Below are 22096 nucleotides of genomic sequence, written 5' to 3'. Positions count from 1 at the left end.
CGGTGACCTCGGGAATCCCGGCGTTGGCCCTGGCCCGTGCCGTCGACACACTGCGCGCGGCGGGTTGCGTGTTCGCGGAGGATGAGGCCGCCGTGCTGGCCGCCGCGGCCACGGACGCGGCGGCGCTCATGGCGCTGGTCCGGCGTAGGTCCGACGGGGAGCCGCTCGAACAGGTGGTGGGTTACGCCGACTTCTGCGGGGTGCGGGTGCGCCTGCGGCCGGGCGTCTTCGTGCCACGGGTCCGCAGCGAATTGCTGGTCCGTCTGGCAGCCGAGCATGCGCGGGACATCCGATCACGCCGTCCGGTCGTCGTCGACCTGTGCTGCGGCTCCGGCGCGCTCGGACTCGCCGTACGCCACCGCGTGCCCGACGCGGAGCTGTACGCGGCCGACGTGGACCCGGTCGCCGTGGCCTGCGCCCGGGACAACCTGGCCCTCACGGACGCCCAGGTCTTCGCCGGCGATCTCTTCGACGCCTTGCCACCGGGTCTTCGTGGGCGGGTCGACGTCCTGATCGCCAATGTCCCGTACGTCGCCACCCGCCACCTTCCCCTGCTCCCGGCGGAGGCCCGGCTGCACGAGCCACGCACCGCCCTGGACGGCGGCGCCGACGGGCTGGATGTCTTCCGCGCGGTCGCGGCGGAGGCGCCGGCCTGGCTCGCCGCGGGTGGCGTGCTGTTTTCCGAGATCACCGACGCTCAGGCGGACGCGGCCTCCGCCGCGACACACGCCGCGGGCCTGCATCCGGCCGTATGCCACGACGCGGACCTGGAAGCGACCACGATCCAGGGCCATCGAGCACCGCCCGACTGACCCGAGCCACCGAGAACCCGAGCCACCGAGAAAGGAGATGGGAAGGGCTCAAGGACGCCGGTGCACAACCACCCCGGCCACGCCCGGGCCGACATGCGCCGCCACCACAGCCCCGATCTCCGTGACGTAGCAGTCCTGCATCCGGTCGCCGAGGCGCACCGACACCGCGTCCGCGAGGGCCGCCGCCCGGTCCTGCGCCCCGAGGTGGTGCACCGCGATGTCGACGTCACCGGTTCCAGAGGCTTCCACCGCGAGGTCGACGAGCCGGGCCAGCGCCCGCCCGGCCGTGCGGACCTTGTCGCGCACCACGATCGTCCCGTCCACCACGTGCAGGATCGGCTTCACCGACAGGGCGGTGCCCAGCAGCGCGGACGCGGCCCCGATCCGCCCGCCGCGGCGCAGGAATTCGAGCGTGTCAACGTAGAACAGCGTGCTGACGTGGGCGGCGTGCACGTCCGCGGCCTGCCGCACCTCGGCCAGGGAACGGCCGTGCCCGGCCTCGGTCGCGGCGGCCAGCGCGGCGAAGCCCAGCCCCATCCCCGTGGTGCCGCTGTCCACCACCTCGACCTGCGGGCCCAGCTCGGCCGCGGCCAGGCAGGCGGCATCGTACGTTCCGGACAGCTTGCCCGACAGGTGGACGGACACGACCCCGTCGGCGCCGGACTCCAGCAGCTCCCGGTACGTGGCGAGGAACCGCTCCGGGGCGGGCCGGGACGTGCTGACGGCGACGCGGCGCGCCGCGAGCGCCCGGGCGACGTCGTCCGGTGCGATCTCCAGCCCCTCCCGCCCTTCGTGACCGTTCACCACGACGGTGAGCGGGACGACGGTGAGGTCGTACCTGCCGCTCAACTCCGCGGGCAGGTACGCCGTGGAGTCGGTCACGACCGCGACGGGCATGCGGGCACGGTAACCGATCGGCGTGCGGTTCGTACGGTCCCGGCGTGTCGCGTCGCCCGCCGCGGGCCGCGCGCTCAGACCGGCGGCGGTACGGGCTGCTGGGTGAACGGGCCGACGTTGTACGCCCCGATCTGCCAGCCGCGTGCCTCGTCGTGGGTCAGCTCGACCCAGTGGCAGTTCTGCAACGCCCGCAGCGTGCGCAGTTGCTCGGTGGGCCAGCCGACGAGGTGCCCGATGCCCTGCCGGGCGGCGGCGCCGTGTGTGGCGGCCACAACCGTGGCCCCCGGCGGCACCAGGTCGGCGGCGGCCTGTAGCCCATCCGCCACGCGTTTGCCCAGATCGGAAAGGGTTTCGATGTCGTCGCCGATGACGTCGTCGCCGACTTTCCAGCGAGCGTGCTCCTGCGGGCGGGCCTGTGCCACCTCGGCCATGGTGAGCCCCTGCCAGGGGCCGAAGTAGCGCTCACGCAGCCGCGGGTCGGTGTGCACGTCCAGGCCCGTGAGCGCGGCCAGCGCGGAGGCCGTGTCCGCGGCGCGGCGCAGGTCGCTGGAGACGATGGCGGCGGGCCGCAGGCGGGCCAGCAGCTCGGCGGCGTCCACGGCCTGGCGCTGACCGAGGTCGTTGAGGGGCACGTCGGTCTGACCCTGGACGCGGCGGGCAGCGTTCCAGTCGGTGTTGCCGTGCCGCCAGACGATGAGGCGGGTCACGCGGCGCCGGAGGTGTCGGCCTGCACCATGTCCCGGTCGACGAACGGGATCGTCGGGCAGTCCTTCCACAGCCGGTCGAGCGCGTAGAACTCGCGCTCCTCGGTGTGCTGGACGTGCACGACGATGTCGACGTAGTCCAAGAGCACCCAGCGGCCCTGCCGCTCGCCCTCGCGGCGGACCGGCTTCGCCTTTTCCGGCAGGTTGAGCAGTGCCTCTTCGATGGCGTCGACGACGGCGATCACCTGCCGCTCGTTCGACGCCGACGCGATGACGAACGCGTCGGTGATGTACAGCTGGTCGGCGACGTCGATGAGGACGATGTCCTGCGCCTTCTTGTCGGCGGCGGCCTGCGCGGCGGCCAGCGCCAACTCACGAGCGCGTTCGGTGACTGGCAAGAGGCTCCCTTCGTCAGACCTTTACCTCCGGGAACCACCTGGTCCGGCGTTCCCGGGATACAAGCCTCTCACACCCGTCCGACATCGCCAGCCGGGCGATACAGCCGCCGCTTGGCGATGTACTGCACGACCCCGTCGGGCACCAGGTACCACACCGGCTTACCCGTACGGACCCGGTCCCGGCAGTCGCTCGATGAGATCGACATCGCGGGCACCTCGACCAGGGTGACCGTGTCGGCGGGCAGGTGCTCGTCGGACAGCTCGAACCCCGGCCTGGTCACCCCGATGAAATGCGCCAGGGACAGCATCTCCAGCGCGTCTTTCCACGACAGGATGCGGGCCAGCGCATCCGCCCCGGTGATGAAGAACAACTCCGTGTCGGGGCCGTACACCGCGGCGAGCTCACGCAGCGTGTCGACCGTGTAGGTGGGTCCGGGCCGGTCGATGTCCGCCCGGCTGACGTGGAACCGGGGGTTGGAGGCGGTCGCGATGACCGTCATCAGGTAGCGGTCCTCGACGTCGCTGACGACGCCCTTCTGGTAGGGCTGCCCGGTGGGCACGAAGACCACCTCCTCCAGGTCGAAGAGGTCGGCGGCCTCGCTCGCGGCCACCAGGTGGCCGTGATGGATCGGGTCGAACGTCCCGCCCATGATCCCGATCCGTCGCCTGTTGGACATCCGGGCATGGTAGATCACCCGGATCGGGCGCCGCCCCCGGTCACCCGGATCGGAGACGGCCGGCACGGGGCCAGCCGCCCGGCACGGTCACCGCCCGGCGGCCAGGGCCCGGCGTACGTCGTCGTCGCAGTCCATGACCGCCCGCCGCAGCACGGCCGGCAGGTCCGCGGTGGCCAGCAGGTCCGCGGCCAGCTCGCGGATCCGCGGTGCGGCGGCCACGGTCGGGTACGCCAGAATCGCCACCTGTTCCGCCACCTGGCCGGGCCGGACCTTGGCCATCTCCGGCATCTCCGCGAAGTACCGCTGGACGTAACTCTCGGTGAGCGCCAACTGCTCACGCTGCCAGAACCCGGCCGCGGCCGACTCGACCAGCCGGTTCGACACCGAAGTGTCGCCGATCAGGGTGGCCCAGGCCCGCGCCTTCGCGTCCGGGTCGGGGCGGGCGGCGTGGCAGCGGGCCGCCCACTGCTCTCCGGTGGCGCTGCGGTCGCCCGCCAGCTCCGTCTCGATGTCGTCGGCGCCCGCGTCGCCCAGAACGGCCTGCCGGTACCGGATCAGCCAGCGCAGGTCGGCGTCGATCGCGAGGCCTGCCGGCACCCCGTCGCCGGCCAGCCAGCCGCGCAGGCGGGCGGTGTCGGAGGTGGCCCCGATCAGGCCGCGGGCGGCGGCGAGCTGCCCGGAACTGCCCGGATCGGCCGCGCCGAGCATGCGGTCGCACGCCTGGGCGAGCAGGTCCAGCGCGGCGGGCCGCGCCTCGGCGACGGCGTACCGGTCCACCAGCGTGCGGGTGGTGCGCAGCACGTGCTCGACGATGATCACCTCGGTCTCCACCGGCAGCGCGGCGAGTACGAGCGCGACCAGCTCGGCGACCGGGCGTTCGGCATCTACCACGGTGTCCAGCACCGCGGCCCACAGCACCGCACGGGCCAGCGGATCACCGATCGCGGGCAGCACCTTCGGCAGCGCGGCGGCGGACGCGGCATCGAGGCGGATCTTCGCGTACGTGAGATCGCCGTCGTTGACCAGCAGCAGGTCAGGGGCCGCCGCGCCGGTCAGCTCCGGCACCGGGGTGCGGCCGCCGTCGGTCGCCGGGTCCAGGTCCAGTTCGATGCGCCGCCGCAGCACCGCCGCGTCGGCGGTGAGGTCGTACAGGCCGACGCCGAGCCGGTGCGGCCGCAGCGTGGGGTGATCCGGCGTGGCGGTCTGCGCGAGGGCGACCGCGGTGTACCGGCCGTCCGGGTCGCATTCGACCTCGGCGCGCAGCGTGTTGACCTGGGCGCGGCGCAGCCACACGTCGGCCCACCCGGACAGGTCCCGGCCGCTGGCCTCGGACAGCGCGGCCAGCAGGTCGGCCAGCGTGGCGTTGCCGTACGCGTGCGCGGCGAAGTGGGCGTTGAGCCCGGCCAGGAACGGCTTCTCCCCCACCCACGCGACGAGTTGCTTGAGTACCGCGGCGCCCTTGGCGTACGAGATGCCGTCGAAGTTCAGCAGCGCCATGGCGGTGTCGGCCACCTCGACCGGCGCCACGGGATGGGTGGAGGGGCGCTGGTCGGCGCGCAACCCCCACGCCTTGTCACCCATCGCGAACGTGGTCCACGTCCCGTGGAACCGGGTCGCGTCCCCCGCCACCCGGACCCCGAGGTAGTCGGCGAACGACTCGTTGAGCCACAGGTCGTCCCACCACTTCATGGTCACCAGGTCGCCGAACCACATGTGCGCCATCTCGTGCGCCACCACGACGGCCCGCAGTTCGCGCTCGCTTTCGGTGACCGCGGAGCGGAACACGAACTCGTCGCGGAACGTGACCAGACCCGGGTTCTCCATCGCCCCGGCGTTGAACTCGGGCACGAACGCCTGCTGGTAGTGCCCATACGGGTAGCGCACGTCGAACATCTCGTGGTACCGGTCCAGGCACTGCCGGGTCACCGTGAACAGCTCGTCGGCGTCGGCGTCCAGGTGCTCGGCCAGCGATTGTCGGCAGTAGATCGCCAACGGGATGCCGTCGTGCTCCGCGGTGCGCGCATGGTACGGCCCGGCGATGAGGCTGACCAGGTACGTCGACATCGGCGGGGTGGGGGCGAACTCGTGCCTGCCACCGGACGGTTTCCCGGCGGGCATCCCGTTCGCCGCGACCAGCCAGTCCTCGGGTGCGGTGACGCTGAGCCGGACCGGCGCCTTCAGGTCCGGCTGGTCGAAGCAGGCGAAGATCCGCCGGGCGGCGTCCAGGAAGGAGTGCGCGTACAGGTAGACGTTGCCGTCGGCCGGGTCGACGAAGCGGTGCAGGCCCTCCCCGGTGTTCGAGTACGCCATGTCGGCCTCGACCACCAGCTCGTTGTCGGCCACCAGCCCGGTGAGGGTGAGCCGGTGCTCCACGAGCGCGTCCGCGGGCAACGGCGTCCCGTTGAGCCGCGCGCTGCCGAGCGTGGCCGGTTCCACCTCGACGAACGTCGTGGCACCCGGCTGCGCGCTGAACCGGACCGTGGTGCGGGACCGGAACGTCTCGGCCCCGGTGGTGAGATCGAGATCGATCTCGTACCCGGTCACGGTGATCGTCGCGGCCCGGGTGACCGCCTCGTCGCGGCTCAGGATCGGCATGTCGACCATCATGCCGGTCCGGCCTGCCCGCCGCGACGGCACTCCCCCAGACCCGGAAAACCGGGGCGGCAGGGCCGCCGGGGCTGCGCTACTCTCGTCGGCATGCGCGTGCACAGTTTCTGCTGGTGGCCGTCCTGACGGGCGGTCCGACCCCACGCGCATGACTTCATCCGCGGCCGCCTCCACGCAGGCGGCCGCGTTTGTGTCTGTGCAGGCGGCGTCCAGCGCGCGAGGCGGCTCCCCGTACCTGATCGAAGGAGCCCGCCATGACCCTCACCGTGACCCGCACCCGCCGGCTCAGCGGTTTCAAGCCCACCGGCCACCTGCACCTGGGCAATCTGCTGGGCGCGCTGCGGCCGATGGCCGCGGCGCAGCACGACCACGATTCGATCGCGCTGATCGCGGACCTGCACGCGCTCACGGTCGAGCACGACCCGCAGACGGTACGGGCGCTGACACGCGAACAAGCGACCGTGATGCTGGCCGCCGGCGTCGACCCGGCGCGCACCGCCATCGTGGTGCAGTCCCAGGTGCCCGAGCATACCGAGCTGCACTACCTGCTGGAATGCGCCACGGGCCACGGCGAGGCGGCCCGGATGATCCAGTTCAAGGAGAAGTCCGCGGGCGGCGGCCCGGTCCGGCTCAGCCTGCTCACCTACCCGGTGCTGATGGCTGCGGACATCCTGCTGCACGACATCCGCGAGGTGCCGGTCGGCGACGACCAGCGCCAGCACCTGGAGCTGGCCCGGACGCTGGCCCTGCGGTTCAACGCCCGGTACGGCGAGACGTTCGTGGTGCCCGAGGCGGTCCGGCCGGAGTCCGCGGCCCGGATCATGGACCTGGCCGATCCACACGCCAAGATGGGCAAGAGCGGCGCGGCCGGGGCGGGCCGCATCGGGCTGCTCGACCCGCCCGAGCTGGTACGCCGCACGATCGCCCGCGCGGTCACCGACACTGCCGGGGTGGTGCGGCACGACCCGGACGCGCAGCCCGGGGTGACGAACCTGCTGGAGATCCTGGCCGGCTGCACCGGGACCCCGCCGGGCCCGCTGGGCTCGTACGCGGCCCTCAAGCGCGAGGTGACCGACGCAGTGGAGGCGGCGCTGGCGCCGATCCGGGCCCGGCACGCCGAGCTGGCGGCCGACCCCGGGTACGTCGCCGAAGTGCTGGCCGACGGCGCCGCCCGGGTACGCGACACCGCCCGCGCCACGGTCCGCCGGGCCCGCGAGGCGATCGGCCTACTGGGCTGAGACCGCGAGCCGCTTCTCCAGGCACACGCTGAACGGGTTTCCCGCGTACTCGCCGTACGGCGGGATCTCGGCGTAGCCGCACGAGCGGTACAGGGCGATCGCCGCGGGCAGGTACGTGCCCGTCTCCAGCCGCAGCGTCGGCCGGCCCGCGGCGAGCGCCTCCTCCTCCAGCGCGACCACGAGCTGCCGGGCGATCCCGCGTCCCCGGTACGCCGGCCGCACGAACATCCGCTTGAGCTCGGCCGCGCCGGGCTCCAGGGGCTGCCACGCGCCGCACGCCACCGCCCGGCCGTCCACCACCGCGACCAGGTACGACGCGGCGTCCCGGACGGCGTACGCCACGTCGTCGGCGCCGCCGTGGGCCTCGGCCAGCTCCCGCTGCTGGGCGAGCAGCAGCGTGCCCAACTCGGCGTCGGTGAGGGGCCGCGATTCGATCAACACGCTCGCCACGCTAGCCACCCACCGTTTCCCCAGGGTTGCCGAGAGCTGGCCATGGCGCTATTCGTCCGTGTCGTCCAGATCATCCGTGGCGTCGTCGGTGAGGTCGTCGACGAGCACCGGGCGCTGCGCGTTGGCGATCGTCGACACCGTGCCGTCCGCGGACATGTGCAGCAACTCGTCGTCGGAACGCTGGCGGCGGGCCTTGCGGGCGGCCAGCCGCTGCGCCGCGGTCGTCCGGGCACCCGGCTCGGCCAGGCGCTGGTCGGTGCCGCGCGGGCCCGCCACGTACGCCGCGGACGTCGGCTGCCAGTCGAACTCCCGGTCGGCGATGCGCACCGCGTCGCCCGGCTGGGCGCCCGCCTTGGCCAGCGCGGTCTCCACCCCGAGGCGTTCCAGGCGGTCCGCGAGGTAGCCGACGGCTTCCTCGTTGTCGAAGTTCGTCTGCCGGATCCAGCGTTCCACCTGGGGGCCGCGGATCACGTACACCCCCTCGGGGTCCTGCTCGATCGTGAAGCCGGTGTCGTCGACCGCGCGGGGGCGCAGCACCGTACGGGTCGGCTCGACCACCGGGGCGGCGGCCCGGTGCGCGGCGACCGCCTCGGCCAGCGCGTACGTGAGCTCCTTGAGCCCTTCCCGGCTCACCGCGCTGACCTCGTACACCGGCAGACCGCGAGCCTGCAGGTCGGCGCGGACCATGTCGGCCAGGTCACGCCCGTCCGGGATGTCGATCTTGTTGAGGACCACGAGCCGGGGCCGGTCCTCCAGCCCCCCGTACGCGGCCAGCTCCGCCTCGATCGCGTCCAGGTCCGCCAAGGGGTCCCGCTCGATCTCCGGCGCGGCCGAGTCCAGCACGTGCACCAGCACCGCGGTCCGCTCGATGTGCCGCAGGAACTCCAGGCCCAGACCCTTGCCGGTGGCCGCGCCCGGGATCAGCCCGGGCACGTCCGCGATCGTGAACGTCTGATCCCCGGCCTGGACGACCCCGAGGTTCGGCACGAGCGTGGTGAACGGGTAGTCGGCGATCTTGGGGCGGGCCGCGGACAGCACCGAGATCAACGACGACTTGCCCGCCGACGGGAAGCCGACCAGGCCCACGTCGGCGACGCTCTTGAGCTCCAGCACGACGTCGAGGCGGTCGCCGGGCTCGCCCAGTTCCGCGAAGCCGGGCACCTTACGCCGTGCGTTGGCCAGCGACGCGTTGCCGCGCCCGCCCCGGCCGCCGCGGGCCACCTCGTACTCGGTCCCGGCGCCGACCAGGTCCGCCAGCACCGTACCGTCCGCGGTCTGCACCACCGTGCCGTCCGGTACGGGCAGCACCAGGTTCTTGCCGTTGGCGCCGTCGCGGTTGCTGCCGGCGCCACCACCGCCGTTGGCGGCCTTCACGTGCGGCCGGAAGTGGAAGTCCAGCAGCGTGTGCTGTTGCGGGTCCACGACCAGCGTGACGCTGCCGCCGTGCCCGCCGCTGCCGCCGTCCGGCCCGCCGAGCGGCTTGAACTTCTCCCGGTGCACGGAGACGCAGCCGTGCCCGCCGTCACCCGCCTGCAGGTGCAGCACGACCCGGTCGACGAACGTGGTCACTGGCGATCTCCAACTTCTCGTGGTCCCCGTGAACGCAACAACGGGCCGGGGACGAAACGTCCCACGGCCCGTCGTGAAGCGGAACTACTGCGACACCGGCTCCGCGGCCGGGACGATGCTGACGGTCTTGCGGCCGCGCTTCGTGCCGAACAGCACGTTGCCGGACGCGAGCGCGAACAGCGTGTCGTCGGCGCCGCGGCCGACCAGCTCGCCCGGGTGGAACTTCGTGCCGCGCTGACGGATCAGGATCTCGCCCGCGTTGACCAGCTGGCCGCCGAACCGCTTGACGCCGAGCCGCTGGGCGGCGGAGTCACGGCCGTTCCGCGAGCTGGATGCACCCTTTTTATGAGCCATGGCTGCGCCCTACTTCCCGGTCGAGATGCCGGTCACCTTGACGCGGGTCAGCGGCTGGCGGTGCCCCTGGCGCTTGTGGTAGCCGGTCTTGTTCTTGAACTTGTGGATCCGGATCTTCGGACCCTTGGTGTGCGCGGCGATCTCGCCGGACACCGCCACGCTGGCAAGCTTGGCCGCATCGGTCACCAGGTCGTCACCGTCGACGAGGAGCACCGCAGCGAGCGTCACCGCATCGCCGGGCTCACCCGCGAGCTTCTCGACCTCGATCACGTCGCCCTCGGCAACCTTGTACTGCTTGCCGCCGGTCTTGACGATCGCGTACATCGGACGCGGACTCCCTGAGACTTACGCAGCAGGTCGCTGCTGGCGGATGGAACTGGGGGTTCCCGGGTTGGCAACCCCGGTCGCTAACCCGAGCGGTGCCCACAGGAACGAGACGCATCAAAATGCGCCGTCAGAAAGAGTACTTCATCGGCGGCCCGGCACCCAAACCGGGGGCCCGTCAGCCCTTTCCGCAGGCCTTCTCGAGCGTTGCCTGCAGCGCAGCGAGCTGCGCGGCGTCGAGCTTGCGTACGTCGCCCTTGAGCGCGCCGACCTGCTTGCTCATGGCGGTGAGGGCCTTCTTGAGGCCCGGCTCGGAGGCGAGCTTGCCCATGTCGGCCAGCGCGTACGCGTAGTTCTGCACGTCCCTGGACGTCTTCGCCCGGGCCTGCGTCACCGCGGCGGAATCCTGCCCGGTTTCAGCATCGATGAGTAGTTTGAGGTCCTGCGCGAACGTCGCGCCCGCGTGCGCGCCGGTCGTGGCGGCCTGGTCGCAGATGGCGGCGGAGTTGCCCTTCAACGCGGCATCCCCGCCCGCCTCGGCGGACGCGGCGGCCGACGCCGCACCAGCGGCAGGGGCGGAAGTGCCACCACCGGCGGCCGTCGGTGCAGCGGGAGCCACCGCGGGCGCCGCAACCGGCCCGGCCTTGTCCGGGCCGGTGGAACAGCCCGCGCCGAACAGGACGAGAGCACCGCTCACGGCGGTCAGGCACAGGCGTCGCACGGTTGTCTCCTCAGGGGACGGGTGCGGCGAGGGTATCCGAGATCGACCACCGGCCATGCCCGGGGGCGTCACTGTTCCCAGGACGGAGCCGGGCCCGGTTTCCCGGACCCGGCTCGACCGCTGTCGCTCAGGGCCGGGTACGGCGGCGTGCCCCGCCCCGGCGCGACCGGCGGCGACCGCCGGACGCCGCACCCACGGGCTCGTCGTCGTCCTCGTCCTCGTCCTCGTCGTCGGCCGCGTCCGGGTCGTCCGCACCGGTGAGGCGCAACGGCTCCGCCTCGTCGGCATAGTCCGACGTCTGGTACCGGGACAGGTCGTACCCGCTGATGTCGTACTCGTCGTCGCCGTCCGACGCGGTGAGCTGCGGGGCCGACGGGGTGATGACACCCGAGCCCGCGCCGGCGTCCACGGCCGGGGCGGACGCCTCGATCACTGGAACCACCGGCTCGGCCATCGGAACCGCCGCCTCCGCGGCCGGAAGATCCACGGACGACGGCACCTCGGCCGCGGCCGGCTCGGCGCCACCGCGGCGTCGCCGCGACCGGCCGGTCGGCGCCTCGCTCCGGGCGGGAGCCGACGCCACGGCCTTGACCTGGTTCGCCGCCCCGGCCGGACGCTTCTCCGGCACGGGCTCGGTGTGCACGATCACCCCGCGGCCCTTGCAGTGGTCGCAGGTCTCGCTGAACGCCTCCAGCAATCCCGCACCGATCCGCTTCCGGGTCATCTGCACCAGACCCAGCGACGTGATCTCGGTGACCTGGTGCTTCGTGCGGTCCCGGCCCAGGCACTCGGTGAGCCGGCGCAGCACCAGCTCCCGGTTGCTCTCCAGCACCATGTCGATGAAGTCGATGACCACGATGCCGCCGAGGTCGCGCAGCCGCAGCTGGCGCACGGTCTCCTCGGCCGCCTCCAGGTTGTTGCGGGTGACGGTCTCCTCCAGGTTGCCGCCCGCCCCGGTGTACTTGCCGGTGTTGACGTCCACCACGGTCATCGCCTCGGTACGGTCGATGACCAGGTGCCCGCCCGACGGCAGGAACACCTTGCGGTCCAGGCCCTTGAGGATCTGCTCGTCGATCCGCTTGTCCGCGAAGACGTCCGCGGTGCCGTTGTGCCGGCGCAGCCGCTCGACCAGGTCCGGGGAGACCGCGTTCAGGTACGCCTCGATCTCGCCGTACGCCTGCTCGCCCTGCACGACCAGCTCGCGGAAGTCCTCGTTGAACAGGTCCCGGACGACCCGGATGACCAGGTCAGGCTCCTCCGACAGCGCACGCGGGGCGCCACCCTCGGCCGCCTTGGCCTGGATGTCCTCCCACTGCGCCTGCAGCCGCTTGACGTCGCGGGCCAGGCCGTCCTCGCTGGCGCCCTCGGCGGCGGTACGCACGATGACGCCCGCCCCGTCCGGAACGAGCTTCTTCAGGACGTCGCGCAGCCGCTTGCGCTCGGTGTCCGGCAGCTTTCGGCTGATCCCGGAGGCGTTGCCGTTCGGCACGTACACCAGGTGCCGGCCGGACAGCGCGATGTGGCTGGTCAGGCGTGCGCCCTTGTGCCCCAGCGGGTCCTTGGTCACCTGCACGAGCACGGAGTCGCCGGACTTGAGCGCCTGCTCGATGGAGCGGGCCCGGCCCTCCAGCCCGGTCGCGTCCCAGTTGACCTCGCCTGCGTACAGCACCGCGTTGCGGCCGCGGCCGACATCGACGAACGCGGCCTCCATGCTGGGCAGCACGTTCTGCACCTTGCCCAGGTACACGTTGCCGACCATGGTGCCGGAGGTGGCCCGGGCGACGTAGTGCTCGACCAGGATGCCGTCCTCCAGCACCGCGATCTGCGTACGGTCGGACTTCTGGCGCACGACCATGACCCGGTCGACCGCCTCGCGGCGGGCCAGGAACTCCGACTCGCTCAGGATCGGCGGGCGGGTCCGGCGCTGCTCACGGCCGTCCCGGCGGCGCTGCCGCTTGGCCTCCAGCCGGGTGGAGCCGGAAACCCCCTGCACCTCGTCCGTGCGGCGCGGCTCGCGGACCCGTACGACCGTGTGCACGCCGTCCTCGACGCCCCCGGTGTCGGTGTCCCCCGCACCCTTGCGGCGACGACGGCGACGACGGCGGGTCACCCCGTCGCCCTCCTCGCCTTCCTCGTCCTCGGGTTCGGCCTCGGCGGCGGGCTCAGCCTCGGGCTCGGCGTCGCCGCCCTCGACTTCGTCCGCGGGGCCCTTGCCGCGGCCCCGGCCCCGGCGTCCGCGGCGGCGACGGCGACGGGCGCCGTCCTCGTCGTCGAGATCCTCGTCGACGCCGTCGTCGATGTCGTCGGCGCTCTCGTCGGGCTCCTCGAGCAGCGACTCGGTGGTGTCGGTGGTCGTCTCGGCCACCTCGCCGGGCTCCTCGGCACCACGGCGGCGGCGCCGGCCGCGGCGGGCGGGCTCGGCCGGTTCCTCGGCCACCTCCGCCGTCTCGGCGGCGACCGGCTCGGCCGCGACCTCGCCGGCCTCGGCGGCGGGCCGGCGTCCGCGGCGGCTGCGCGGGGCCGGGGCGGCCTCGGGCTCGGGCGGCATGAACAGTACGGCGGGAGGCAGCGCGGCGGCGCGGGCCCGGGGGGCGGGCTCCTCCTCGACCAGGTCGTCGTCGAGCGGGACGACCGCGATCACCGGGCCGAGCTCGGCCTCTTCGTCCGGCTCCTCGGCGTCCTCGGCCGGGACCGGCGGGGGCGCGGCAGCCTTCTTGCGGCGGCTCCGGGTCGCCTTGGCGGCCGGGGCGGGCTCGGGCGCCGCGACCGGCTCCGGGGCCGCGACCGGCTCCGGGGCCGCGACCGGCTCGGCGGCCAGCACCGGCTCGGGCGCCACGACGGGTTCGGGCGCCCGGACCGGCTCCCGGGCCGCGGCGGGCTCAGCGTCGCTGAGCAGGCTTTCCACCACGGCGGCCGGATCCGTGGCGGAGGGCTCGGCAGGGGGATGGTCCGCGGCGGGCGGGGCAGCCGCCTTGCGGCGGCGCCGGGTGGGCGCGGCCTCGGGCTCGGCCGGGGCTGCGCCGTCGGTCCCGGCGGTCTCCGCAGGGGCGGCCGCCTTCCGGCGCGGGGCCCGCGTACGGCGCGGGGTGGTGCTGTCGGCGGCGGCATCGCCGGACGGAGCGGAAGCGCCGTCCCGTTCACCGCCCTGGTCTCCCAAGTTGTCTTGGGGCTCGTTGTCGAGCATGGGCGTTCTCCAGTTCCTGGCAACCCCGGGCGCGGGTGAGCGCTGCCACGCAGGGTCGCCGCACGTGTTTCGGCCCCGGCCTCGTCGGACGGGCAGCCGAAGTCTGCCAACGGGACGCCGGCCGAAGCGGCTAGCGCCCTCCGATGGGGGCGTCCTCGCGATCCGCGTCCAACGGATCGACGATCTCCCCCTGCGGGGTGAGCGTGCCCTGTGCCAGCCGGGTCGCGCGGGGCGGCACCGGCGGCTCCAGACCAGCCACGACACGAAGGCCGGAGAGGACGTCATCGGGTCGCACGGCGGGCGTGACCTGCCGCACGACAAGGTCGATTATCGCACACGACGCGCCCGGTGCCCCCGACGGTGCATCCGGGTCACCCGAGACAACGAGAGCGGTCACTGCCTGACGGGCGTCGAAGGCCCGGCGTCCCTGCTTGGTCATGCGCTCGACCAGCACCTCTTCGGCAGCCAGGAACGCCGCGACGGCCGTCTCGGCGGTCGCGAGCTCGACGCCGGGCAGCTCCAGCCGCCACCGGGAGGCGTCGATCCGGTCGGCCAGGCTGGTGCCCTCGCGGGCCACAACCGCATCGAGCACGTCCAGTCCCGGGGACAGCGCCGCGTCCAGTGCGGCGCGCAGCTCGCCCGGATCCACGGGCGCCTGCAGGCCGATCTCCAGGTATTCGGCCTCGCTGGCCACGCCGGTCGGGGCTGCACTGGCGTACGAGATCTTGGGGTGGGGGGTGAAGCCCTGGGAGTACGCGATCGGGACGGCGGCGCGGCGTACCGCCCGTTCGAGGGCACGGGCGAAGTCCCGGTGCGAGGTGAAGCGCAACGGCCCGCGCTTGGCGTACCGGATCCGGATGCGCTGGACGACCGGTGCCTGGCCGCCCGGGGGCTGGTTCTTGGGAATCGCTGCACTCCTGTTCGCGTCGACGTCGGCTCTCATCATCCCTCGCCGCCCGGACGACCGGCCCACCGCCCGATCGTTGAGCCCGGCATGAAAGCTCTCGTGCTGGCCGGGGGCCGCGGCACCCGGCTACGCCCGTTGACCAACACCTCCGCAAAACAGCTGTTCCCGGTGGCGAACAAGCCGGTGCTGTTCTACGGGCTGGAGGCGATCCGGGCCGCGGGCATCGTCGAGGTCGGCATCGTCGTCGGCAGCACCGGCGACGAGGTACGCGCCGCGGTCGGCGACGGCTCACTGTTCGGCCTGCGCGTCACGTACCTGCCGCAGGGGGCTCCGCTGGGCCTGGCGCACTGTGTGCTGATCGCCCGCGAGTTCCTGGCCGGCGACGACTTCGTCATGTACCTGGGTGACAACTTCCTCGTCGGGGGGATCCAGGAGCTGGTGGCCGCGTTCGGCACCGGCGACTACAGCGCGCAGATCCTGGTCACCCCGGTCGACGACCCCCGCTCGTACGGGGTGGCCGAGCTGGGCCGCAGCGGGCAGATCGTAGGCCTGGCCGAGAAGCCCGACGACCCGGCCAGCGATCTGGCCATCGTAGGGGTGTACATGTTCACCCCGGCGGTGCACGAGGCGGTCCGCGCGATCGTCCCGTCGCCCCGGGGGGAGCTGGAGATCACCGACGCGGTGCAATGGCTGATCGACCACGGGCATCACGTGCACTCGCACCTGATCACCGGTTACTGGAAGGATACCGGGCGGGTGCAGGACATGCTGGAGTGCAACCGGATCGTGCTGGAAGCGATCGAGACCCGGCTGTCCGGGACGGTGGACGACCGTACTGAGATCGTCGGACGGGTCGTGCTCGAACCGGGCGCGGTGGTGGAGAACTCGGTGATCCGCGGGCCGGTGGTGATCGGCGCGGACACCAAGATCATCGACTCGTACCTGGGGCCGTTCACGTCGATCGGCGCCGACTGCACGCTGGAGGACGCCGAGATCGAGTACTCCATCGTGATGAACTCGTCCACCGTGCGGGGGGTGGCCCGGATCGAGGCATCCTTGATCGGCAAGGGCGTCACGGTGATGCCGGCCCGGCGCGCCCCCAACACCCACCAGCTCGTCCTCGGTGACCACAGCACGGTCCGGCTGCGCGGATGAGGATCCTGGTCACCGGTGGTGCCGGTTTCATCGGTTCACAGTTCGTCCGGGACCTGCTGGACGGCGGCTGCCCCGGTTTCGAGGACGCCCGGGTCACGGTTCTCGACAAGCTCACGTACGCGGGAAACCTCGCCAATCTCGCCGGGTACGCCGGATACCGGTTCGTGCGCGGCGACATCGCGGACCCGCAGGTGCTGGCCACGGTGCTGCCCGGCACGGATATGGTGGTCAACTTCGCGGCCGAGACGCATGTGGACCGGTCGATCGCCGATGCCGCGGCGTTCGTGCACACCAATGTGCTCGGCGTGCAGACCCTGTTGGAGGCCGCCCGGCACGCCGCGGTGACCACGTTCCTGCAGGTGAGCACGGACGAGGTGTACGGGTCGATCCCGTCCGGGTCGTGGCCGGAGACCGACCCGCCGCGGCCCAACTCGCCGTACGCGGCGGCCAAGGCGGGCGCGGACCTGCTATGCCTCGCCTACCACCGCACGTACGGGATGGACGTCCGGGTCACCCGCTGCTCGAACAACTACGGGCCGTACCAGTTCCCGGAGAAAGTCATCCCGCTGTTCGTGACGAACCTGCTCGACGGGCTGCCGGTGCCGCTCTACGGCGACGGGCTCAACGTACGCGACTGGCTGCACGTGGCGGACCACTGCCGGGGTATCCGGCTGGTGCTGGCCAAAGGGGCACCCGGGGAGATCTACAACATCGGCGGCGGCACCGAGCTGACCAACCGCGAGCTGACCCGGCTGCTGCTGGACGCGTGCGGCGCGGACTGGTCGAGCGTCCGGCAGGTCGCCGACCGGCCCGGCCACGACCGCCGGTACAGTGTCGACATCACCAAGATCCTTGCCCTTGGGTACACCCCCGAGATCGGCTTCGCGGCCGGGCTGGCCGACACCGTCGACTGGTACCGCATTCGTCGCGCGTGGTGGGAACCACTGCGGATCAGCGCGGAACGAGCACGGTGAACCCGCCGGTCTCGACGGGCGGGGCCAGCTGCCGGTAGTCCGGCAGCTGCAGTCCGCACGGTGCGATCAGGTCCGCGTCGGTCGCCCGTACCGGGCGGGTCAGTACCAGGATCGGGGCCCGGCCGGCCGGCCACGGTGGACCGTCGGCACACTCCGCGGCGATCCCAGCCCGGATGCGCGCCGGGTCGTTCGCCGAATACCAGAACTCCCCCACCGACCGGCCGCCCAGCAGCAGGACGACCCCGGCGATCATGTCCAGCCCGATCACCTTTCGGCCGGGCGGCGTGAGGTACGGCCCCAGGCGGGCGCGCAGGTCCGCGTACGCCCGCGCCTGCGCCGGTTCGATCCGCACCCCGTCCAGCGCGGGCACCCCCGGCACGGCGGCCGTGGCCCGGTCCAGACGTTCGGTCAGGTACGGGTTGCGCCACAACCCGCCGATCGCCAAGCACGTCGAGACCAGCAACGCCCCGGCTGCCACGGCGGCCATCAGCCCCCGGGCCGCCGGCGCCCGGCGATCCAGCCCGGTGACCACCGCGACCAGAATCGCCATCCACGCGCCGAACGCCAGCACCGCCACCTTGAGCGGAGGGTTGCTGGTCCCGAACGCGTAGCCCAGCGGCAGCACGACGAGCGTGCCGAGCAGCACCCCGGCACGCAGACCCGGACGGGCTGCGGGACAGCGATCGTCCCGACGACCGGCCACCGGACCGGGCGTTGCTGGGCGTGTACCGGCTGGGAGCGGGTCGGACGCTCCCGCCGCCCGCTGAACGGCCGCGCGGCGATCGCGTACCAGCCCGGCGCCGCCTGCCACCAGCGCGGTCAGCAGGGCCGCGAGCATTGGGACGAGGAACTTCCCGGAGTTGACCGGGCCGCCGCCGAGCCCGCCGTCGCGCACCGTGTGCTGCACCGCCACGGCCAGCCCGGCGACGCCCAGCACCGCGGCGACCGCCTGGGCGACGGGGCGGCGGATCAGGGTTGCGGCCACCATCGCGACCAGCAGGATCGCGTACACGTGGGCGACGGTCTCCACGGTGGGCCGGGTCTCCCGCACATACCGCGCCAGCAGCGTGGGGATCGCGAACGAATTCTGCGCCATCAACCGGTTGACCGCGATGATCGGCGGCAGCGCGGTGGTCAGCGGTACCACGAGGACATGGAACGCCACGGTGGCCGCGGCGGCTCCGGCCAGCGCAGCGCCGGCCGCGCGCAGCAGCGCGCGCACCCGGCCGGGGGCGAGCGCGACCGCCGCGGCGCCGGCGATCAGGCCGAGCAGCGCCAGAGCCGCCCACTTGGCGAGCAGCACAGGGACGACGAGCACGCCAAAGGCGACCGGCAGCCACACCGGCACCCGGTCACCGCGCTCGGCGTGCCTGGCCATGGCAAACACCACCGCCGTGGCGAGCAGCGCGCCCACCAGGACGACGTCGTTGTAGCCGGGGGTCTGCGGGGGCCAGGCGTATACCGCGCCACCGGCCGCGACGATGGCAGCCGCGCCGGCCGCTTCCCACAGCCGGGTGGCGGGGGCATGCGGTCGCCGCGGGCGCAGCCATCGCATGAACTCCACACCGAACACGAGATGCGCGATGAGTACGGTGCCGAGACGGACCGTACGCAATCCTGCGATATCGTGACCGAGCAGCGCGAACACCGGGCCGTAGAGGTACTGGACGCCGGTGAAACTGCGGTGGTCGCTGTTCCACCACCGGTAGCTCAGCAGATAAAAACCCTCGTCGGTGACGTCGAAACCGCGCCCCGCGGCCCGCAGCGCAACGACGCTCCACACCGCGGTGAGGGCGGCGGCGAAGATCAACACCGTCGCGGGCACCGCACGCCGCTTCGGCGCCGGCCCGGCGGGTGCGCTCTCCTCCGGGGCCGGACCGGCGCCCACGCGGGTCAGCGGGATGGTCGACATCGGCTCACGCCTCCTGTCCGGCGGGGCTTGCGGAAGGCCCACAACCGGCTGAACTGGTAATTGATCACCGGGCCGGTGACCACCACGATCGCCTGCGCCACGAGCACATGCAGGCCGGCCGCCTCGACCAGGATGGACAGTCCGCAGACCGTGTACCCGAGCGAGCCGAGACAGAGCAGGTAGAAGCGCAGGAACCCGCCGACGACCGGGCCGCCGGCGCGGAACACCAGCACGCGGTAGATCGGATAAGTGCCGACCGCGCAGACCGTGCTGACCCCGACCGCGATCCCCAGGTACGGCACGGTGCGCCCGACGACCAGCCAGGCCGCGCTGAACAGCACGTAGTAGAGCACGGCGCCCGAGCCACCGGCCGCGAGATAGCGCACCCGCTGATCGGATGCGGCGCGCACGAGGACCGACGTGGTCACGCTGTTTCCTCCGGGGAGTCGCGGCCGTTGGTTCTCGCGACGGGCGTATTAAATCGGGCTAGATACTATAACCGTCTCAAAGACTCACAAATTGTCCCTCCCGAACATTCCACTTGATCAAGGATCTTTCTCGTGGCCGTGTCCATCGTGGTTCCCTGCTTCCGCTCGTACGGCACGCTCCCCGAGCTGGTCGACCGCCTCGGCCGGGTCATGCCGACCTGCACGGACCGGTACGAGATCTGGCTCGTCGTGGACGACGGCGAAGCGGCTACCTGGCAGGTCGCGGCCATGCTGGCCGCCGAGCAGCCGGACGTACGGGCGATCCGGTTGTCGCGCAACTACGGCCAGCACAACGCCCTGGTCGCCGGCCTGCGCGCAGCCCGGCACGACGTCATCGTCACCATGGACGACGACCTGCAACACCCGCCCGAGCAGATCCCCGAACTGCTCAAAGCGCTCACCAGTGACGTGGACCTCGTGTACGGCGTCGCCGGCCAGGAGGAGCACGGCATCCTGCGCAGCTTCGCCTCCCGTACGGTGAAAGCGGCGATGGCCCGCATGCTCGGTGTTCGGCACGCGCGCCAGCTCAGCGCGTTCCGGGCCTTCCGGGCCCACCTGGTCGCCGCGTTCGCGCACATCGCGGGCCCGCACACCTCGGTGGACGTGGCACTGTCCTGGGGCACCACCAGCGTCGCCGCGGTAACCGTGCCGATGCAGCAGCGCACGAACGGCAAGTCCGGCTACACCGTACGCACGCTCGTCCGGTACACCGCGAACCTGCTGTTGGGCTACTCCATCCTGCCGTTGCGCCTGGTCACCTGGATCGGGCTGGCCATCGGCACGGTCGGGTTGGTGTTGTTCGCGCGCCTGGCCTACCAGTACGTCACCGGCTCCACGACGGTGGCCGGCTTCACCACCATCGCGTCCGCGGTGGCGATCTTCGCCGCAGCCCAGCTCATCGCGCTCGGCGTACTCGGCGAGTACGTCGGCAGGATCCACACCGCGGGCATGGGCCGGCCCGCCTACCTGGTGCGGGAAACGGCCAGCGGCGACCCCGTGATCGACCTGCCGGAGCAGCCCTCCGGGCCGGTGACCGCCGGGCTGGTCCGCCACTGACCGCGCACGCCGGTCCGCGCGACGCCGCCTGGTCAACTCCGGCGGGCGAGCAGCATCAGGGAGACACCCGGTGCGCGCCGCACCGGCAGGTACCGCTCGGCCACCACCACGGAACGCAACGCGGCGTTCACCGGCCTCGGCATCATCGTCAACTCGTTGCCGGAGGCCCGCTTACGGGTCATCGCGACCACCGGGCGCAGCAGCACGTTCCAGTTCCACAGCTGCTCCACGTGCAAGCCCGCCTTGGAGACGACACGGTGCAGCGACGCCCGGTCGTAGCGGCGGAAGTGATGGCTGCCGACATCGTGCGCCGACCACAGGCGCATGTCGGCAGGCACGGTCACCAGCAGGATGCCGCCCGGACGCAGCACCCGCCGGATCTCGGCCGCCGCGAGGTAGTCGTCCTCGATGTGTTCCAGTACGTCGAAGGCGGCGACCAGATCCAGCGTCCTCGACCCGCAGGGCAGGTTCGTGGCGTCACCACGGATCACGGTCAGGCCGCGTTCGCGGGCTATCGCGGCGCCGTCCGCGCTGTACTCCAGCGCGATCGGGCGCCAGCCCGCCGCACGCAACACCCGGGTGTTGCCGCCCGCGGCCGCGCCGATGTCGAGAGCCGTACCGGGTGCGGTCCCGCACCGGCGCAACTGCCGAAGCCACCGGGCCAGGATCGCCCGGCGCTCGCCGAACCACCAGTGCCGGTCCTCCAGCGTGGCGAGCCTGCGGATGTCGCCGGCGTCCATGTCACCCTCCTCAATCAGCCGAACCGGCTGCGGAATCGGCTCAGCGGCAGACAACTCGCCGCGGGGTCGTCGTCCTGCGTCATCGCGTCGACGCGCAACAGTCCCGTACCGCACACCACGGTCGGCCGGCCCTCGCGCAGGAAGATCACTTTTCCGGGTACGCGGTTGGCCACGTCGACGTCCGGCTCGACGGTGACGTCCCAGACCCGCACGCCCTGGCCGTTGAGCCGGGTCCGGGCACCTGCGTACGGCGGGCCGACCGCGTACACAAAGTCGCGCAGCCGATCGGCAGAGCCGGTCCAGTCCATCTCGTAGTCCGCGTCGTCGCGCCACAGGCTGTACGAGGCCAGCCGCTCGTCCTGCGGCACCCCGGTCAACCGCTGCCCCGCCGCAAGCCGCGCGCCGAGGTCGGCGGCCAGCTCGGCGTACCCGGCGGCGACTCGGTCGATGGCATCGGCGATCCGGATCGGGCGGGGCAGCGGCACCGCCACCTGGCCCAGGATGTCCCCCCGGTCGTACTCGGACGTGGCCAGCAGCGCCGTCACCCCGGTCTCGGCGTCACCGGCGAGCAGCGCGGTCACCAGCGGGTTGAAGCCCCGGTGGCGCGGCAGCAGCGAGTCGTGGAAGGCGACGAGGATGGTTCCCGGCCGCTCCGGGATGATCCAGCGCCAGCCGACCGCCATGGCGATGGCCGCGGCCGGCACCTCGTCCGCCCGGGACCGGTCGAGGAACGGCACCGCCCGCTGCGCGCACGCCCGCTCCAGCCGGTCGTACGAGCCGTCCCGGGTGCCCGGGTCGCGGGCCGACACGACCGCCTGAACCACCCCGGGCACAGCCGCGCACAACGCCTTGAAGACGGCCACACCTTTGACGGTCATGGCGTACAGGTTCAGGGCGGTCACCGCTGAGCGCTCCGCGTGAGCGAAGCC

Annotated in this window: 21 protein-coding genes; 5 read left to right on the top strand and 16 right to left on the bottom strand. The window is 72.5% G+C overall.

Features of this window, described 5'->3' with window-relative positions; genetic code table 11:
* Positions 1–2: 2 nt before the first annotated feature.
* Complete coding sequence (locus ACMCNK_RS30125; RefSeq protein WP_412739717.1) at positions 3–812, top strand: putative protein N(5)-glutamine methyltransferase; 810 nt, start codon at positions 3–5, stop codon at positions 810–812.
* 48 nt (positions 813–860) lie between these two features.
* Here ACMCNK_RS30125 and ACMCNK_RS30120 read toward each other — a convergent pair whose 3' ends face one another.
* From ACMCNK_RS30120 to pepN, 5 genes are all read right to left on the bottom strand, one after another.
* A complete protein-coding gene (locus ACMCNK_RS30120; RefSeq protein WP_412739716.1) occupies positions 861–1709 on the bottom strand; it encodes a DegV family protein in 849 nt (282 codons plus the stop codon).
* Positions 1710–1783: 74 nt separating this feature from the next.
* On the bottom strand, positions 1784–2416 hold the full coding sequence (locus tag ACMCNK_RS30115; protein WP_412739715.1) for a histidine phosphatase family protein: 633 nt from the start codon (positions 2414–2416) through the stop codon (positions 1784–1786).
* Entirely contained in the window at positions 2413–2811 is a 399-nt protein-coding gene (rsfS, locus tag ACMCNK_RS30110; RefSeq protein ID WP_412739714.1) for a ribosome silencing factor, read from the bottom strand. The genes ACMCNK_RS30115 and rsfS overlap by 4 nt, the downstream gene beginning before the upstream one ends.
* Before the next feature lie 68 nt (positions 2812–2879).
* On the bottom strand, positions 2880–3488 hold the full coding sequence (gene nadD, locus ACMCNK_RS30105; RefSeq protein WP_412739713.1) for a nicotinate-nucleotide adenylyltransferase: 609 nt from the start codon (positions 3486–3488) through the stop codon (positions 2880–2882).
* Positions 3489–3575: 87 nt separating this feature from the next.
* On the bottom strand, positions 3576–6083 hold the full coding sequence (pepN, locus tag ACMCNK_RS30100; RefSeq protein ID WP_412739712.1) for an aminopeptidase N: 2508 nt from the start codon (positions 6081–6083) through the stop codon (positions 3576–3578).
* A gap of 266 nt (positions 6084–6349) precedes the next feature.
* Here pepN and trpS point away from each other — a divergent pair, with 266 nt between their 5' ends.
* Complete coding sequence (trpS, locus tag ACMCNK_RS30095; RefSeq protein ID WP_412739711.1) at positions 6350–7333, top strand: tryptophan--tRNA ligase; 984 nt, start codon at positions 6350–6352, stop codon at positions 7331–7333.
* On the opposite strand, the gene ACMCNK_RS30090 is transcribed toward trpS, so the two are convergent.
* From ACMCNK_RS30090 to ACMCNK_RS30060, 7 genes are all read right to left on the bottom strand, one after another.
* The gene (locus ACMCNK_RS30090) at positions 7322–7774 is read right to left on the bottom strand and encodes a GNAT family N-acetyltransferase (protein ID WP_412739710.1); all 453 of its coding nucleotides are present in this window, start codon (positions 7772–7774) and stop codon (positions 7322–7324) included. The genes trpS and ACMCNK_RS30090 overlap by 12 nt on opposite strands.
* Positions 7775–7831: 57 nt before the next feature.
* Positions 7832–9352 (bottom strand): GTPase ObgE, encoded by a 1521-nt coding sequence (obgE, locus tag ACMCNK_RS30085; RefSeq protein ID WP_412739709.1) that lies wholly within the window; start codon positions 9350–9352, stop codon positions 7832–7834.
* 84 nt (positions 9353–9436) lie between these two features.
* Positions 9437–9706: a 50S ribosomal protein L27 gene (gene rpmA / locus ACMCNK_RS30080; RefSeq protein ID WP_412739708.1), complete on the bottom strand. Its 270-nt coding sequence runs from the start codon at positions 9704–9706 to the stop codon at positions 9437–9439.
* Between the two features lie 9 nt (positions 9707–9715).
* Positions 9716–10030 carry a 50S ribosomal protein L21 gene (rplU, locus tag ACMCNK_RS30075; RefSeq protein WP_130511172.1) on the bottom strand — a complete coding sequence of 105 codons (315 nt, stop codon included), beginning with the start codon at positions 10028–10030 and terminating at the stop codon, positions 9716–9718.
* Between the two features lie 178 nt (positions 10031–10208).
* A complete protein-coding gene (locus tag ACMCNK_RS30070) occupies positions 10209–10751 on the bottom strand; it encodes a hypothetical protein (RefSeq protein WP_412739707.1) in 543 nt (180 codons plus the stop codon).
* A 127-nt stretch (positions 10752–10878) separates the two neighbouring features.
* Positions 10879–13935 (bottom strand): Rne/Rng family ribonuclease, encoded by a 3057-nt coding sequence (locus tag ACMCNK_RS30065; RefSeq protein WP_412739706.1) that lies wholly within the window; start codon positions 13933–13935, stop codon positions 10879–10881.
* 130 nt (positions 13936–14065) lie between these two features.
* Positions 14066–14878 carry a TIGR03936 family radical SAM-associated protein gene (locus tag ACMCNK_RS30060; RefSeq protein ID WP_412739705.1) on the bottom strand — a complete coding sequence of 271 codons (813 nt, stop codon included), beginning with the start codon at positions 14876–14878 and terminating at the stop codon, positions 14066–14068.
* A 51-nt stretch (positions 14879–14929) separates the two neighbouring features.
* On the opposite strand from ACMCNK_RS30060, the gene ACMCNK_RS30055 reads away from it, so the two are divergent.
* Entirely contained in the window at positions 14930–15997 is a 1068-nt protein-coding gene (locus ACMCNK_RS30055) for a glucose-1-phosphate thymidylyltransferase (RefSeq protein ID WP_412739704.1), read from the top strand.
* Positions 15994–16971: a dTDP-glucose 4,6-dehydratase gene (gene rfbB, locus ACMCNK_RS30050; protein WP_412739703.1), complete on the top strand. Its 978-nt coding sequence runs from the start codon at positions 15994–15996 to the stop codon at positions 16969–16971. The genes ACMCNK_RS30055 and rfbB overlap by 4 nt, the downstream gene beginning before the upstream one ends.
* Here the strand turns inward: rfbB and ACMCNK_RS30045 are convergent.
* Both ACMCNK_RS30045 and ACMCNK_RS30040 read right to left on the bottom strand, forming a co-directional pair.
* Positions 16949–18883 carry a hypothetical protein gene (locus ACMCNK_RS30045; protein ID WP_412739702.1) on the bottom strand — a complete coding sequence of 645 codons (1935 nt, stop codon included), beginning with the start codon at positions 18881–18883 and terminating at the stop codon, positions 16949–16951. The two genes, rfbB and ACMCNK_RS30045, sit on opposite strands and share 23 nt — an antisense overlap.
* Complete coding sequence (locus ACMCNK_RS30040; protein WP_412739701.1) at positions 18865–19311, bottom strand: GtrA family protein; 447 nt, start codon at positions 19309–19311, stop codon at positions 18865–18867. Before ACMCNK_RS30040 ends, ACMCNK_RS30045 begins: the two co-directional genes overlap by 19 nt.
* Positions 19312–19443: 132 nt before the next feature.
* On the opposite strand from ACMCNK_RS30040, the gene ACMCNK_RS30035 reads away from it, so the two are divergent.
* On the top strand, positions 19444–20427 hold the full coding sequence (locus ACMCNK_RS30035) for a glycosyltransferase family 2 protein (RefSeq protein ID WP_412739700.1): 984 nt from the start codon (positions 19444–19446) through the stop codon (positions 20425–20427).
* A gap of 32 nt (positions 20428–20459) precedes the next feature.
* Here the strand turns inward: ACMCNK_RS30035 and ACMCNK_RS30030 are convergent, their stop codons facing one another.
* Both ACMCNK_RS30030 and ACMCNK_RS30025 read right to left on the bottom strand, forming a co-directional pair.
* Entirely contained in the window at positions 20460–21167 is a 708-nt protein-coding gene (locus tag ACMCNK_RS30030) for a class I SAM-dependent methyltransferase (RefSeq protein WP_412739699.1), read from the bottom strand.
* A gap of 14 nt (positions 21168–21181) precedes the next feature.
* On the bottom strand, positions 21182–22069 hold the full coding sequence (locus ACMCNK_RS30025) for a methionyl-tRNA formyltransferase (protein WP_412739698.1): 888 nt from the start codon (positions 22067–22069) through the stop codon (positions 21182–21184).
* Positions 22070–22096 lie beyond the last annotated feature (27 nt).

It is taken from the genome of Krasilnikovia sp. MM14-A1259 (assembly GCF_047159535.1).
Lineage (GTDB): Bacteria > Actinomycetota > Actinomycetes > Mycobacteriales > Micromonosporaceae > Actinoplanes.
Note: the sequence above shows the minus strand (reverse complement) of the source record. Positions and strands in the feature narration are given on the sequence as shown.

What these genes read in the sequence shown, in the direction of transcription:
- ACMCNK_RS30120 (WP_412739716.1), bottom strand. Translation starts at nt 1,709, where the DNA reads ATGCCCGTCGCGGTCGTGACCGACTCCACGGCGTACCTGCCCGCGGAG.
- nadD (WP_412739713.1), bottom strand. Translation starts at nt 3,488, where the DNA reads ATGTCCAACAGGCGACGGATCGGGATCATGGGCGGGACGTTCGACCCG.
- pepN (WP_412739712.1), bottom strand. Translation starts at nt 6,083, where the DNA reads ATGCCGATCCTGAGCCGCGACGAGGCGGTCACCCGGGCCGCGACGATC.
- trpS (WP_412739711.1), top strand. Translation starts at nt 6,350, where the DNA reads ATGACCCTCACCGTGACCCGCACCCGCCGGCTCAGCGGTTTCAAGCCC.
- rpmA (WP_412739708.1), bottom strand. Translation starts at nt 9,706, where the DNA reads ATGGCTCATAAAAAGGGTGCATCCAGCTCGCGGAACGGCCGTGACTCC.
- rplU (WP_130511172.1), bottom strand. Translation starts at nt 10,030, where the DNA reads ATGTACGCGATCGTCAAGACCGGCGGCAAGCAGTACAAGGTTGCCGAG.
- ACMCNK_RS30065 (WP_412739706.1), bottom strand. Translation starts at nt 13,935, where the DNA reads ATGCTCGACAACGAGCCCCAAGACAACTTGGGAGACCAGGGCGGTGAA.
- ACMCNK_RS30060 (WP_412739705.1), bottom strand. Translation starts at nt 14,878, where the DNA reads ATGAGAGCCGACGTCGACGCGAACAGGAGTGCAGCGATTCCCAAGAAC.
- ACMCNK_RS30055 (WP_412739704.1), top strand. Translation starts at nt 14,930, where the DNA reads ATGAAAGCTCTCGTGCTGGCCGGGGGCCGCGGCACCCGGCTACGCCCG.
- rfbB (WP_412739703.1), top strand. Translation starts at nt 15,994, where the DNA reads ATGAGGATCCTGGTCACCGGTGGTGCCGGTTTCATCGGTTCACAGTTC.
- ACMCNK_RS30045 (WP_412739702.1), bottom strand. Translation starts at nt 18,883, where the DNA reads ATGTCGACCATCCCGCTGACCCGCGTGGGCGCCGGTCCGGCCCCGGAG.
- ACMCNK_RS30030 (WP_412739699.1), bottom strand. Translation starts at nt 21,167, where the DNA reads ATGGACGCCGGCGACATCCGCAGGCTCGCCACGCTGGAGGACCGGCAC.